Annotated in this window: 10 protein-coding genes; 6 read left to right on the plus strand and 4 right to left on the minus strand. The window is 40.4% G+C overall.

Going from position 1 to position 15,754, the window contains the following annotated elements; translation table 11 throughout:
* A partial coding sequence (locus C8N37_RS22895) for a hypothetical protein (protein WP_211322332.1) occupies positions 1 to 309 on the plus strand: 309 nt, incomplete at its 5' end.
* A 95-nt stretch (positions 310 to 404) separates the two neighbouring features.
* Here C8N37_RS22895 and catA read toward each other — a convergent pair.
* On the minus strand, positions 405 to 1,052 hold the full coding sequence (gene catA, locus C8N37_RS22410; protein WP_108161011.1) for a type A chloramphenicol O-acetyltransferase: 648 nt from the start codon (positions 1,050 to 1,052) through the stop codon (positions 405 to 407).
* 88 nt (positions 1,053 to 1,140) lie between these two features.
* Entirely contained in the window at positions 1,141 to 1,389 is a 249-nt protein-coding gene (locus tag C8N37_RS22415; RefSeq protein ID WP_211322333.1) for a helix-turn-helix domain-containing protein, read from the minus strand.
* 96 nt (positions 1,390 to 1,485) lie between these two features.
* Here C8N37_RS22415 and dinB point away from each other — a divergent pair, with 96 nt between their 5' ends.
* The 3 genes from dinB (at position 1,486) to C8N37_RS22430 (ending at position 6,225) form a co-directional block, all read left to right on the plus strand.
* A complete protein-coding gene (gene dinB, locus C8N37_RS22420) occupies positions 1,486 to 2,634 on the plus strand; it encodes a DNA polymerase IV (protein WP_108161007.1) in 1,149 nt (382 codons plus the stop codon).
* Positions 2,635 to 2,644: 10 nt separating this feature from the next.
* Positions 2,645 to 5,689: a DNA polymerase III subunit alpha gene (locus C8N37_RS22425; RefSeq protein ID WP_108161008.1), complete on the plus strand. Its 3,045-nt coding sequence runs from the start codon at positions 2,645 to 2,647 to the stop codon at positions 5,687 to 5,689.
* 221 nt (positions 5,690 to 5,910) lie between these two features.
* Entirely contained in the window at positions 5,911 to 6,225 is a 315-nt protein-coding gene (locus C8N37_RS22430; RefSeq protein WP_170114583.1) for an alpha/beta fold hydrolase, read from the plus strand.
* Between the two features lie 166 nt (positions 6,226 to 6,391).
* Here C8N37_RS22430 and C8N37_RS22435 read toward each other — a convergent pair whose 3' ends face one another.
* Both C8N37_RS22435 and C8N37_RS22440 read right to left on the minus strand, forming a co-directional pair.
* Entirely contained in the window at positions 6,392 to 7,309 is a 918-nt protein-coding gene (locus C8N37_RS22435) for a helix-turn-helix domain-containing protein (protein ID WP_108161009.1), read from the minus strand.
* A gap of 68 nt (positions 7,310 to 7,377) precedes the next feature.
* Complete coding sequence (locus C8N37_RS22440; protein ID WP_244914513.1) at positions 7,378 to 8,175, minus strand: SDR family NAD(P)-dependent oxidoreductase; 798 nt, start codon at positions 8,173 to 8,175, stop codon at positions 7,378 to 7,380.
* A gap of 388 nt (positions 8,176 to 8,563) precedes the next feature.
* Here C8N37_RS22440 and C8N37_RS22445 point away from each other — a divergent pair, with 388 nt between their 5' ends.
* Positions 8,564 to 14,548, plus strand: coding sequence for an alpha-2-macroglobulin family protein (locus C8N37_RS22445; RefSeq protein WP_108161010.1), 5,985 nt, complete (start codon positions 8,564 to 8,566; stop codon positions 14,546 to 14,548).
* Between the two features lie 301 nt (positions 14,549 to 14,849).
* Positions 14,850 to 15,754 (plus strand): hypothetical protein (locus tag C8N37_RS22450; RefSeq protein ID WP_146171128.1); only part of this gene is annotated, 905 nt, incomplete at its 3' end.

The raw sequence follows: 15,754 nt of genomic DNA on the forward strand, positions 1-15,754 counted from the left end.
ATACAAGCTTTTTCTGAAATGGATCAAGTAAAGAAAAAGTATGCAGCTCGGGAAGATGTCGTATTCGTGTATTTAACGGACGAATCTTCCAATCGGAATGGATTTCAGGAATATAGCAAAATATTAGGTGGAGAACATTTTTACGTGTATAAAAACCAGTTTGCGACAGCATTGGAACAATTTGGGTTTGAATATATTCCCAGTTATTTGGTTTTTGATAAGCGAAGTCATCTCACTCAGAAGAGTACATATCCGAATGATTTGGCAGCTACTGCTACTATGTGGATTGAGCGTGCATTAAATAAATAATCGAGCTCTTAAAAAAATTTGAATATGAAGTGTTTTTTGATCTTTTAGCTGTGAGTGTGAAAGTTCTTTTAAATATAACTGGACAGGTTGTTTATTTATTTAAGCGTTTGAATGGTTGTACAGGCTTGCTGTAGGGTGTCTATCAATTTGGCAACATGGATTCCATCGCAAACAGCATGGTGTACTTGTATGGCCAAGGGCATCAGGATTTTACTTCCTTCTGTTTGGTATTTTCCGAAGGTAAAACTAGGTGCAAAATAGTCTGTAAAATCAGCAATGTTGAGGTTGAAACTTTCGAAATGAATCCACGGAAGTGCCGAAATATTAAAATGATTTTGGGGTGCCTGCTCAGGGAAAAAGCTCTTGTTGTTTTCATTTTTTTGAAGGACCTTGTTATAGCTGTCTATAAAATCCATGAAGCTATCGCTGTAGGGGACAGACAGGGCAGAAAAAGTTTCGGTGTCCTGATGAAGGACGGTATAAACCGGGTCGACACGATCCCAAAGGATCAACTCGCCCTCTTTCATGGACATTTTGAAGGCAGGGTGTTGGTTTACGGCTTGTGAGAGCAAATAGATCATCACGGGATAAAATTTAAATCCCGTTTCCTTTACAAAAGGAATGACCTGCGTAATATCTAATTTAACGGTCAAACTGAACCCGCACTTGATCGCATCACGATAAGCATTAAAATGTTCCTTTCTGTTCCACTCTTCTATATTGATGGTTTGGTATTCCGCCATGTTCGTATTGTTGTTAATAGGCTGTTTTTTTTCATTCACCTCGTTTGTGTTGCGTGATGGGATACAAGTTACAAAAATTAAAACCGACTTAAGTGTCTAAGTTATGCTGTTGCGGCACAGCTTGCTGCGGTTTAGATTTCCGCAGATCAACCGTAAGCAAAAGATCGGTGCTCACCTCAAAGAAACGGGAGATCCCTACAAGCACATCTAGTGGTGGCGCAGTTTTTCCCATCTCATATTTTGCGTAAGCGTCTCTCGTAATACCCAGATGATCAGAAATTTTACTTTGCGTGAGGTCAGGTACCTGCATCCTGAGGTATCTGATATTATCGGACATAATCGAAAGTGTTTTCATTTTGTGATGATTAATCACATCAAATATAGTAACAATTGTTAAAAAACTTAGCACTTTTACTAAATAAATTAGTATAAAATGGAAAGGGCAATAGTACATATGGATTTGGATACTTTTTTTGTTTCTTGTGAACGGCTGGTCAATTCGCAGCTCAAGGGTATTCCGTTGATTATTGGTGGAGGAGATCGGGGAGTGGTGTCTTCCTGTAGCTATGAAGCTAGAACTTTTGGCGTAAGAGCTGCGATGCCCATCAAGATGGCCCTTCGGCTCTGTCCGCAGGCCAAGGTGGTAAAGGGGGATATGGAACTGTATTCCAGGATGTCCCATACGGTGACAGAAGTGATTGAAGAAAGTGCACCGGTGATGGAAAAGGCGTCCATCGATGAATTCTATCTGGATCTGACGGGTATGGATAAATTTTTTGGTGCTTATAAATGGACCAATGAGCTGAGTGCAAAAATTGAAAAAGAAACAGGACTGCCTATCAGTTATGCGCTATCGGTCAATAAAACGGTGAGTAAAATCGGTACAGGCGAATCCAAACCGCATGGCCATCGAGAGATCCCATCAATAGGTGTTCATTCTTTTCTTAATCCCTTGTCCATCAAAAAGATGCCCATGGTGGGCAACACTACTTTTCAGCTTTTATCCCGAGTAGGGATACGGACTATAGGTACGCTCTCAGAAATGCCTATAGAGGTGTTGCAGCAGATGATCGGAAAAAATGGTACTGATCTCTGGAAAAAAGCCAATGGGATCGATGAAACTCCGGTAATGCCTTACTCGGAAAGAAAGTCAATCTCGAAAGAAAGAACGTTCAGTAGTGATACCATGGATATTCGGGCGGTCAAAAGCCTGATCTCCGGTATGGCCGAACAACTGGCCTACCAGCTCCGTCAGGAAAAATGGCTGACTTCCACTGTGGTGATCAAGATCCGGTATTCCAATTTTGATACAGAAACCAAGCAATGCCGCGTGACCTATACGGCTGCGGATCATACTTTGGCACGGGTAGCACTCGAACTTTTTGATAAAATTTATACCAGACGGATGCGTCTTCGACTGATCGGACTGCGGTTTACAGATTTGGTGCATGGGAGTTATCAAATGAATCTGTTTGAAGATAATGCGCAGCTGATCAATCTGTATCAGGCGATGGATGCCATTAAAATGCGCTATGGAAATGACGCGATCGGCCGTGCCGTAGGATTTAATTTTTCCACATAACGCCGCAAATATGTATCTGAACTGCCATTCTTTCCATAGTCTTCGGTATGGAACGCTTTCCATAGATGATCTGGTGTCTCAAGCGGAAGCTTTGGGGATAAAAGAACTTGTCTTGACGGATATCAATACGGTCACAGGCATCTATGAATTCAAAAAGAAATGTGAAGAAAAGCAGATCAAACCTATTGCCGGGGTGGAAGTCCGAAAAGGAAGCGAGCTGCTGTATATCGCCATTGCCAAATCGTTTAGTGGTCTGGGCGAGGTCAATCGGATGTTGACGGCCTATCATTGCGATGGTATGGATCTGCCTGCTCAGCCTGATTTTACAAATTGTTTTGTGATCTATCCCTTGAGTAATATCCCTAAAAAGCTTCATGCGCATGAATATATTGGGATTCGGGAGCATGAACTCAATAGTTTGTTTCGTCGGGAATATCAGGTGCTGATCTCCAAGATGGTCATATTGAATCCGGTGACTTTCACAACCAAGAAGGAATTTAATTTGCACCGGATCCTGCGCGCCATCGACAACAATATGTTGCTCTCTAAATTGCCGGAAAGTGAAATCTGCCTTCAATCTGAATATTTCAGATCTCCGCAATCCATCGTAGATGCTTACCGTCATTATCCGCAGATCATGGAGAACACCAAACAGATCCTATTGACCTGCAGCTTCGATTTTGAATTTGCAACTCCAAGAAATAAAATACACTATACGGGTTCAAAAGAGCGAGATATCATGCTGTTGACCAGATTGGCCTATGCGGGAATGGAACGGCGCTATGGCAAGAATCATGAACAGGCCAAACAGCGAGTCGAAAAAGAACTGAAGGTGATCGATGAACTTCATTTTAGCGGGTATTTCCTGATCACCTGGGACATCATCCGGTATAGCAACAGCATGGGATTTATGCATGTGGGGCGGGGAAGTGGTGCCAATAGTATCGTGGCTTACTGCTTGGGGATCACGGATATATGCCCTTTGGAACTAGACTTGTACTTTGAACGCTTCCTCAATTTAAATCGTAAAAGTCCCCCTGATTTTGACCTGGACTGGAGCTGGCAGGAGCGGGATATCATATTGGAATATATCTTTGACCGTTATGGCAAAAACCATGTTGCCTTTTGTGGTACCAATGTCGAATTTAAGTACCGTTCCATCATCCGAGAAGTGGGAAAGGTATTTGGTCTGCCCAAAGAGGAACTAGATGCACTGACCAAGAATCCGGAGCAGGTTTTTAAAGATCAGGTTATTCAGAAAGTACAGGAGTATGGAAAGTTATTGGAAAAATTTCCCAACCAACGTTCTATGCACAGTTGTGGCATCATCATCTCCGAAGAACCGCTCACCAATTTTACTGCACTTGAAATGCCTCCCAAGGGTTTTGCGATTGTGCAGTGGGACATGCATGTGGCGGAAGATATCGGATTTGAGAAATTTGATATTCTCTCCCAGAGGGGGCTTGGAACGATCAATGATACGGTCAAACTATTGGAAGAAAAGCGGGGGATCAAAGTCAATATCAAGGATACCACGATTTCCAAGGATGAATCGCGATGTAATGAGTATTTAAGTCAGGGTAGAACAATTGGTTGTTTTTATATCGAAAGTCCGGCCATGCGCGGTTTGCTTCGTCGATTGAAATGTGATAACTATAAGGTACTGGTCGCTGCCTCTTCCATTATCCGGCCAGGTGTAGCCCAATCTGGGATGATGCGTGAATATATTTTTCGGCATAATAACCCGGACAAGTTTGAATATTTTCATCCCATATTTGAAGAGCAATTGGGCGAAACCTACGGGATCATGGTGTATCAGGAGGACGTGATCCGTATCGCGCTCCACTATGGAGGCGTGTCCGCTGCGGATGGCGATATCTTGCGCAGAGCGATGAGCGGAAAAGGACGGTCCCGTGCCGCACTCCAAAAAGTAAAGGATGATTTCTTTGCGTCTTGCAGGCAGCAGGGGCATCCCGAAGAACTGAGTACAGAAATCTACCGACAGATCGAATCCTTTGCGGGATACTCTTTCTGTAAAGCGCACTCCGCCTCTTATGCAGTCGAAAGCTATCAGAGCTTGTATCTAAAAGTCCACTATCCCTTGGAATTTATGGTCTCGGTCATCAATAATATGGGCGGATTTTATAGAACCGAAGTGTATATCCATGAGGCGCGTATGTCTGGCGCTCAGATCTTGAATCCCTGTGTCAACAGGAGTGAGCAACAGACGACGATCTATGGCGATGAGGTGTATCTGGGATTTATGCATCTGGAGAAAGTGGAAGCCAAACTCGGGAAACTGATTCCTGAGGAAAGACGAAGAAATGGTGCCTATAAATCGTTGGAAGACTTTATCAAACGGATCCCGATTGGAATAGAGACCTTACAGATCCTGATCTTTATTGGTGCGTTTCGCTTTGCGGGCATACCCAAGAATGAGTTGCTCTTAAAATCAAGGGTGCTGCTCGGTGATTTTAAACCTGGGCGTAGGGCGGCAACTTTGTTTGAAGAACCCGTCAAGGAATTTAAGTTTCCGGAATTAAAACGGAACCTTTTTGAAGATGCTTTTGACGAAATTGAGATCTTAAGTTTTCCAGTTTCCTGTAGCCCCTTTGATCTGCTGCAGACCAAATATCGCGGATCGGTCATGGCCAAAGATCTTCTTCAGCATCATAAAAAACAGGTCAAGATGCTCGCCTATCTGATTTCACGTAAGCATGTGCCTACAAAAAGGGGTATTATGTATTTCGGAACTTGGGTGGATGCAAATGGCGATTATTTTGATACTGCACATTTTCCAGATTGTCTGGAAAGGTATCCATTTCAGGGAGGAGGATGCTATTTGCTATTGGGGACGGTAGAAGTGGACTTTCATTTTCCAACGATTACGATTACAAAAATGGCGAAAATGCCTTTTATTCCTGATCCCCGCTATACACATGATGAAGAGAAAAAGTACGAAACACAGGAGCGGATGAAAGAAGATGTCAGCATGACGCATCGCCAGCCGTATCCACAGGAACATGAGATCGGTCTACCAAGAATGAAATTGTGATAAAATGAAAGATGTTCTATCATCTTTAGTGGATTGTTTTTGTAGACTGAATAATAGGAGTATGTGGGTTAGACAATTTTTTTAGTCTTTAACAAATTCCCTTTATGATAAATGGTATGGTACGTTTTTGTACTCATTAAATTCTTAAAAGAAAGGTGACATTTCTTATTATTTATTTGCATCTTTTTTGGTACAAATGTTACTCTCTTTTCTTCTGGATTATGGTGCATTTTCGAAAACATTTCCTAGACCGTCCGGAAGCGGATGAAAAACAACTCGATTTAATTGGAGATTATAAAAATAACGTAGACCTGTATCCGAAGTTTCACGAATATTTTAGAAAGTACATGCCTAAAGCTCTTATTGTCTGGGGAAATAAAGATCCCTACTTTTTGCCTGCAGGTGCGGAAGCTTATAAGAAAGATATTCCAGATGCTACTGTCAAGTTCTATGATACAGGACACTTTGCATTGGAAACACACGTTAGGGAAATCGGGAATGACATCCTGAATTTCATGGAAACGCTTCCACATTAACAGGGGAGGAGACAAAGAGAAAATTAGCATTCTAAATCTGATCGAACGTAGCCATGTAATAAAGATCAAATGGCCGTTCGGTTTTTCGCATTGCCCCAGTTTCAATATTCCCGAAATGGAGGATTATCTCATTATGGAGAGGATCCTGATAGAAATCTTGATATTTCTAATTAAATAAAGCTCTGAATTCTAATGGAGAAACATTGGTTTTTTGTTTGAATAGTTTATTGAACGATTGAGAATGCTCGAAACCAAGTTCGAAGGCTATTTCGCTTACCGAAGAATCTGTGGTGGAAAGTTTTTCTTTTGCTTTTTCGATAAGTTTATAATGGATGTATTGTTTGGCATTTTGACCGATCAATGAGCGTAATAGATCGCTTAAATAACCAGGGGAAATATTAAGTTTTTCTGAAATATACTGTACAGATGGTATACCCAGTTCAATAGCTTTTTCATTATTAAAATAATCATCTAAGATCGCTTCCGTTTTATGGAGAATATCCTTGTTGGTTGTTTTGCGGGTAATGAACTGTCTTTTATAGAAACGATTGGCATAATTCATTAACAAGTCTATTTGTGATAGTATTACCTCCTGACTGAATTCATCAATCCTTTCATTCAATTCTTCCTGTATAATGTAAAAAACTGAAAGAAGAATGTCCTTTTCTTTTTCTGAGAGGTGTAACGCTTCATTATTTGTATAGGAGAAGAAGCCATACTGCTTTATTTTTTTTGCTAGCGGATGACCCAGGAAATAGTCTGGATGAATGAACAATACGAACCACTCGGCACTCCCACTGTATTCCGTTGATCCTACGACTTGATTAGGTGCTAGAAACATCATACTACCTTCGTTGAAATCGTAATAATCCTGTCCGTATCTGAGTCTCCCTTTGTTATTTAAGACAAACGTAATCTTGTAAAAATCCAATGTACCTAAAGATGTCAACTGATTTTCATCTACATTACTTTCTTTTTCTATGTGCGTAAGGCTTATTAAAGGATGTTTGGGTTTTGGCAAACCACAGGCATCATGAATTTCATTTATGGATTGTAACCGATTTATATTTTTCCCGTTTTTCATTTCATAAATTTACAAATAAAAAGACCAGGAGATATTTTTCACCCAGTCTTTTTATTCAAATGTGAAGGCTACCAAGGATAAACTTCTTGATGTGGTCCGGTGAACTGTCCGGTAACTCCGCTCTCATCGAGCGCAACTCGAATAGGTTCTTTTGATCCTTCTTCCACCGTATCTGTGCCCTGAAAATTATTCAGTGCCGTTGCTGTGTAGCTGGGACTGACCGAATTAACTGTAATGTTGTCGTTTTCAAGTTCAATTGCAAAAGCAACCGTAATTGCATTTAATGCAGTTTTTGAAGCGCCATAAACGACATCAAACCCAAATCTGTAAGGAAATTCTGGATTTAAGTTTAAGGTAAGCGATCCCATTCCGCTGGAAACATTTACAATGCGGGCTTGTTCAGCATTTTTCAATAAAGGAATAAATGCCTGAATTACTGCGACAACTCCAAATACATTGGTCTCCCAAACAGTACGTGTCTCGTCAAGAGAAGCAATGCTTGGTCTGTTACTTGCCACGACTTCCTCCACTGTTCTACCTGGTTTACCTGCATGTGAAATTCCAGCATTGTTGACCAACAAGTTGAGTTTTCCAAATTGTGTTTGGATTTTTTCGACAGCAGCCGATATCGTATTTTGTTTGGTAACGTCCAATTCGATTGCTATAGCATTGTTGCCGAGCTGGGATGCTGCATTTATTCCATTCTCTAGGTTTCTAGCTCCTACAAAAACGGTGTAATTGTTTTCTATTAAAGCTTTAGCAATTTGAAATCCTACACCTGTATTGGCACCTGTAACGAGTGCCACTCTTTTTTTACTTGTCTGCATCATTTTATGTTTAAAATTTAATACCTCAAAGTTCTTCATCAGTAAGTTGTAGTTTGTATCCAAATTGAGAATTGTTGTAATCAAATTGAGAATGGCGGATCTTTTAAATTTTTCACCTTGATCGGACAGGAGCTGTTGTCAATTTTGTGACGAGTAGACTGTTTGGTCAAGTGCAAACATAAATAATGGTCTAGTCCTGATGTTTTGCTACTAAGAGCATGATAAGCATTTCTTAGAGTGAATCATATTGTGGTTGGCACTTTCTTCAATAATCTTATTGAAGAAAGTTGTTTTTTGAATCTCTTGAGATTTGCATCCCTTAAATCTGACTATTTCTACACGAAAACTTATGCTTATCATGCAGTAAAATAGCGCTTAAATTTAGAAAATTTACCTATTTTTAAAGGAATTTAGTCAATACCTTTTTATGAATTGGAAGCCAATTATCGTTAGTGTTTTAGCCTTTTTATATTCGATCGCCTTATTTGGCCAATCGACCCTATTCAATAGCCAGCGTCAATCCTCTGATTTTTATATTTATAGACTGACACCAGAAGTTTTAAAAAAAATCCATATCGGAGAAATGAAATTTAACGAGGCTATGCTGACCGATTTTGTCCAAAAAGGAAAGTATAATACTCAAAAATCTAATTTGCCACGCGGCAATTATGTTGAAGTCCGCGCAGAAGAAAATAACTTGGTGTATCAGGAATTCATTGTCGATGATCTATATGTTAAGGTAATTCCTACTGAAGCATTTGCGGTTTGCTTGTACGATTCATTGGGAAATGCCATAACCGATGCGCTAGTGACCTTGGGTAAGCATCAGGTGTCTTACGATAGTAAGTTGGGCTATTATAAAGCAAAAAATGCAAAAACCGATGATATCGTAAGTATATTACATAAAAAGGTATATCATTATCTCCGTGTAGAAAAGAACTGGCCTTACGAAGAGCGGGTTTCCTTTTGGCAAGGAATGAAAAACACATGGGGGCAGGCCAAATATAAAATTAAAAGGGTTTTTCGAAAGAAAAATTACCGTGATGTCGAAAGTTTTATGGTGTTTAGCAAGCCGATGTATAAACCCAATGATCAGGTAAAATTTAAGGCCTATCTTGAAAAAGGTAAATGGAAGCCGAATCAAGATACTGTGGATGTACATATCATGGGGTATGGCAAAGATACGGTCATAACCAATCTTGCTCCTTATCGTCCTGGAATGTATGCTTATTCATTTGACCTGAATGCGGGACTGGGACTGACATTGGATAAACATTACCGAGTTGTATTGCAGTCGAGCAAATCCAAGAACGTTTTGTTGGAAGAATCATTCCGTTATGAAGACTATGAATTGAAAAGTCTGACATTCAGCATGAAATCTGAGCGGACAGATTTTGCAAAAGGGGATAGCATCCGGTTGAAGCTCAAGGTTGTCAATGAAAATGATATGCCTATTTATGATGGTCGGGTAGAATTGAAAGTTGTACCTAACCCTTACCGTATGGGTAAGATGAAAGCCAATCAGGTGAATTTTATTCCGGATACCTTATGGCAAACAACGGTCTCTCTTACTGAGGTAGCAGAAAAGGAAATCGTGCTGCCCGATTCGATTTTTCCGTCAGATCTTGGTCTTTCTTTTCAAGTAGTCGGTACTTACCTGAGTTCGGACAATGAAAGACATGAAAAATTACTTCATCTAAATTTGCTCGATACTGAAAAAGAAATTCGTATCGCGGTCAAAGATGGACAGGCGGAGATTAAATATTTCGAAAAGGGTATCGAAAAAGTAAGCGAGGCTAAGATCGAATTACAGGGTGAGAACGGTGAAATGTTGAGAACAGAACATGTTCGTTTACCGCATAACATGCCTGTTGCCTGGCAGGCAACGGAAATAGGAGTCGAGGCTAACGGTATTTCGGAATTATTAGATTTGGAACGGGAAGAAGCGGAACAGCTGAGCTATAGATTTTACCGTACGACCGATTCGGTGCTCTTGACTGTACATAATCCAGCTGCTATTCCATTTTGGTACCAGATCCGTAAGGCAAAGAAGATGCTTGCGGCGGGTTATGCTACCCAATTGAATCGGGCATTTGCTGAACGCGGAAAAGATGGGTACAGCATGCAGATCACTTATCTTTTTGCCGGTCGCGCCAAAGTAATGAAGGAAGATCTTCCTTTTGTTCAGAAAAACCTGAATCTGGAGGTCAATACAGCTACGACTGTGTATCCTGGCCAAAAGGCTGAAGTGCAATTGTCTGTAACCGATAAAGCAGGTAAACCTGTGCAGGATGTCGATATTACGGCTTATGGATTTACTACTAAATTTCAGAATTCAAGCCCACCAAAAATCAATATTGGTGGGTGGATGAGGAATGCTCAACAATTCCAGAATTTTACTTTTAACCTGGATGAAGACCAGGCGAGGCATCGGGAAGCACTACAGGACTGGGCACGATGGTCTAAAGAAATGCAGTTGGATACTATTGCTTTTTACCAATTTTTGTTTCCTAAAGATTATTATCATGCATCGCTGCCGATAGCGGAAATAAAAAGCCAAATCTCGCCTTATTTGGTGGTCAATGGTCTCGTACAAGGGGTGCATATGATGTGGATAGATGGTCTATTGACTTATGCGAAACAGAGCCAACATCATGATGATTATATCTTTGAGATCTATCCGGGACGGCATGAATTTAAATTCAGAACAACAGATAGAGAGGTGGTGGTAAAAGGTTTTCAGGTCGAAAAAGGGCGTCGAACGATCGTGTCTTTTAATGCAGGGCAGGATACGCTTGGGTTCAACTACCCGGATGAAAAAGTGGAAAAAGGACAGATCATAGTCAAAGTACTGCCCAAGAAAGACGTTGGAAAACTCCGAGATGCTGAAGTAACTGAACTCAAGAAACAGTTGATCTCGGTAACCCATAATTTTGGTGCTTGGCAATTGCCAAATCTGAATGCAAAGGTAGAAATGCCAGCTTATATCCAGACTTCAGGCGATCTTTTTTATCTGAATCCTAAGCCGAATACGAATTTTGATACTAGGCTTCGAACCCAAGTGCCAGCTCCTGTTTTGGTAGGCCCATTCCCACGGACAGAAATGTACAAAGGAGTGCCCAAAATAGCCACATTGATGATCGATACGACAACAATAGGGCGTTTTGAAATTGAAGGCGGATATCAATATACCCTATATCAGCAGTATCAAAAATTGAAAAGCTGGGATCCAACTTACATTCGTCATGAGGCGCCTGATTTTAAACCTCAATTGGATTTTGCTGGAAAATTATGGACACGAAGGGATATCAACCAACATGTAGCACACAAGTTTAGGGAGGTGATGCAACAAAACAGAGGTTTAGCGCAATTCATTTTGGGTACTAAAGAGGCTAAAGAACCGACTTATAATCTCAATTTAAGTTACGGTAGAGATGCTGACCATCAAGCTATCCGGCCTGTTTTGATCTTTTTCGAACCTTCAAAAGCGGAAGACCGTAGGTATTATAGATTGTATTATGGTGGTGAAAATAGTTTTCACAATCTACCTGTGGGAGATGTGATCGTGCATGTGGTAAAAGACGATTCGACCGCGTACAGTCAGGCGGTAACCTTAAAAGCGAATGGTTTGAACTACCTGAAACTTGATGCTATTGAGTGGAACCCGCGATCGCATCATGCTGCGCTGGCCTATAAAATGGTACGTGATGAGACCGTTGCGCATCGGGTGTTACATCCGCTCCGTGATGGTATACCTCAGGAACAGCAGAGTGTTGGGCAGGAGATCAACATCAACAAGGATCAGTTTATTGCTAAACGTAACAGCAACGCATCTGCCAGAATCTTGGTTTACGATGGAGATGCTCCAGTGATAGGGGCTAAAATAATAAATCTATATACGAAGCAGGAGTATTTCACCCATTTTGATGGGAGCATCGAGTTGGATCTTTCGGATGAAAAAGCTATTCAGATCCAGATCATGGCAATAGGCTATAGCACTGCAGATATCAGGGTATCCAAGGGTCAGGATTATTTTGTTGAGCTGAAGGCGCAAGCGAATCAATTGGAGGAGGTGGTTGTGATGGGTTATGCTGGTTCGGAAAAGAGAATGGCTATGACTGGGTCTGTCCAGACGATATCGTCGAGTGCTTCACGATTGCTGGAGGGAAAGGTAAGTGGTGTCTTTATTCGCGGTAATAGCCATGTGGATGCCGGTACTAGACCTTTGGTATTGGTAGACGGTGTGGTATTCGAAGGTGATCTTGCTTCTTTGGATCCGGCTATAATTGCTTCGTTGAATACAGTGAAGGATCAATCCATGATCGCACTATATGGCTCGAGGGCGGCTAATGGCGTGATCATGGTGCAGACAAAGTCAGGAGCTAGGCCCGAAATACAGGCTTATGAAGCCATGCCCTATATGGAATCGGGCAATACCATGCGGGTCAACTTTCATGATGATGCTTTTTGGCAACCGAAACTAACAACAGATGGGGCGGGAAAAGCGAGTTTTGAAACCACCTACCCAGATGATATGACCAATTGGAGAACAATCTTTATTGCCAAAGGTGTAAAAGATTTTGCAGACACGAAAGAGTTGAATATTAAATCCTTCAAAGCTGTTTCCGCACATCTGGCAGCACCTCGATTTGCTATACGTGACGATCAGTTTACCGCGATCGGTAGAGTGGTTAACTATCTTGGCGACAGCTTGGAGGTATTACGAACGATTGATAATGGGGCCGATTCTATAAAAGCGAATTTGAAAATAGGCAAGTCATACCGCGATCCAATTGCTGTTCACGTCGCAAAAGGTGATAGCCTGCAGCTTTCGTATGCGATTCGGCTTTCCAACGGTTACTTTGATGGGGAGAGACGGAGCATTCCTATTTTTGAAAAAGGATTGGAGCAGCATCAAGGTGATTTTAAGGTCTTGAACGGAACCGAAGAATACCAGTTAAAAACAGCACCTGCAGGAGGAGAAATCACCGTGCATGCCGAGGCAAATTCATGGGAATTCGTCCAACGTGAAATAGCGCATATTGATGCTTATCAATTCTTGTGCAATGAACAGCTGGCCTCAAAATTAAGTGCGCTTCTTTCTAAAAAACAAGTGGCCAAGCTCTTGGGTAAACCGTTTGAAGAAGAGAAAAAAATACATGATATTTTGAAAGAGTTGCAGAAAAATAAGAATGCTACTGGAGGCTGGGGCTGGTGGAATAAGAGTGAAACGGTATCGTGGATCAGTAATTATGTCTTAGGTGTGCTATTGGATGCCGAAGATGCAGGATATCAAACGACATTAGTAAGAAAGCAGTATATCGAACGGGAGGAAGAAGGCTTGAAGAATAGCCTGGCTTCTTTGGACGTTCTTTGGAACAAAGATAAGCTCAGTGTAGCCCAGGAAGGGTTGTTTAGTTCACTTTTATTTTTAAACAGACTGGATCCTAAAACGGATTATAAGAACTATTTCTTTGCTATCGATGGTAAGTTGAAAAGTAGATCAACGAAGGATATCTTGCTCAAATACTTGTTGATGGCTAAAATGGGCATTGCGGATGCTCATGCTGCCGACACTGTCCTTAAATATGCCTCAAAAACAATTTTGGGAGGTATGTATTGGAGTTCGAGGCAAGTTTCGGACAACAAAGAAAGGATATTTATGAATCCGACCGAGACGCATACGGAAAATACGTTATTGGCTTATGCGGCATTGAAGACCATGGGAGGTCGTGAATCTGATCTGGAACTTATTCGAAATTATTTCTTTGCGCAGAAGCAACAGGGTAACTGGAGTAATATCTATGAGTCTGCACGTATCATCCGAAGTATTCTGCCCGATTTATTGAAAGAAGGTGAAACTTTTCAGGCACCTGTAGCCATCGTCAATGGGAATCGTATTGCCACATTCCCCTATACACAAACATTTGCTCCAACAGAGCAGATCAGTGTACGGAAAGAAGGAACAGGGCCATTGTTTGTGACTGCTTATCAAAACTTTTGGAATGCTAATCCTATTATTGAAAAAGATAAAGGTTTGAGCATTTCTACTCGGTTTAAAGATGAAAATGGAACTGTAGCAACGTTAAAAGAAGGTAAACCCATCAAAATTGAGGTGACGGTAGTATTGACAGGGGAGGCAGAATACATCCAGCTTGAAGTTCCGATTCCTGCAGGCTGTACTTATGAAACTAAATCGAATGGATATTTCCGAAAGGAAGCACATCGCGAACATTTCAAAGACCGGGTAGTTATCTTTTGTCCTAAATTGAATAAGGGCTCGCATACTTTTGAGATCGAGTTATTGCCAAGATACACCGGGGCATATACGTTAAATCCGGCTAAGGCTGAGTTGATGTATTTTCCGATTTTCTATGGTCATGAAAAGTTGAAAGAGATTGTGGTAGAGTAACTAAAAATATAAGAAAAGTGCCTTTTCAGATCACTTTCTTATTGTGAATATTATTTTGGCAGGGTGTAAAGAGATTAAATGAACATTAATTTTGTAATAAATATAATTATCCTATATTTAGGATAATTATAAACCAATCCTATCAACGATGGATCATACAAATGAATTTAGATGGGTAATAATGCATGTGTTCCTCATGCATTATTAATTTTTGGAGCTTATATACTTGTTACCAATAATCTCTTTTTCAGCTACTATTTATAGTGATTAAACAGGTTATAAATAGATAAACAAATTCTTTATGGTCAAAATTATTGTATATCTTACTTTGTTATATAGTTCATTGCAATTAAGCGTCTATGCACAGTCACACTTTTTATCCAGTGGTTATTTATCACTTATAATAAAGGGAAAACCTTCACTTCTTTTCGATAACATGGAGATCGGCATGCCGATGATGAGCAATTCTTTATTGAAAGATAAGCCGGTCGCATTTACAAAACTCAATGATTCGACTTTATATTTATCTGAATACACCTATGGTCCTACTTCGGTTTATTTTAGATTAAATGGCCGCTATATAGCAACTATGCTGTTGCCAAATGAGAAGAATGTGATTACGGTATCGATGCGTGATTCTGCTCATTATGATGTGCAGTTTGAGGGGCGTTATAAGGAAATATTTGATAATTCGGCACTGCAGGAAGAGTTGATTATGAATCTGTTTTCATATCCACCTTTTAAAGACGGAAGAAAAGAAGTTCTTAAATCTGCAGATGATTTTAAATGGAAACAACTTGAATCTGTCGCTGAGATGACGCATTCATTAACCCAAGATATTCCGGACGGATTCCTTAAGTCTTATTATACGCACATGATTAATACCTTTAAAGTTCCTAATTTATTGTTTAAAGATTATGATAGCAGTGTACTAGTATATTATAAAAATCTGAATCTAGACGTTCCAATTGGTACTCCAATACCGGAGAGAACGTTAACTTATTATGATGGTATCATCACTTCAAACTATGCAGATACGCTTACATTAATGCCTTCGGGTTACTTTGATCTTTTGATTGCCATTCAGCAAGATTCGCTATTACAGATCCCTAGTATTACTTCTGTAGGACCAGCGGGCTTTAAAACACGTTTAATTGATTTATTTGGAAAAACTTTTGAACAAGAAGATAACCTATTTTATGATAT

It is taken from the genome of Sphingobacterium faecium (assembly GCF_003054045.1).
In the GTDB taxonomy this organism is placed as follows: Bacteria; Bacteroidota; Bacteroidia; order Sphingobacteriales; family Sphingobacteriaceae; genus Sphingobacterium; species Sphingobacterium faecium.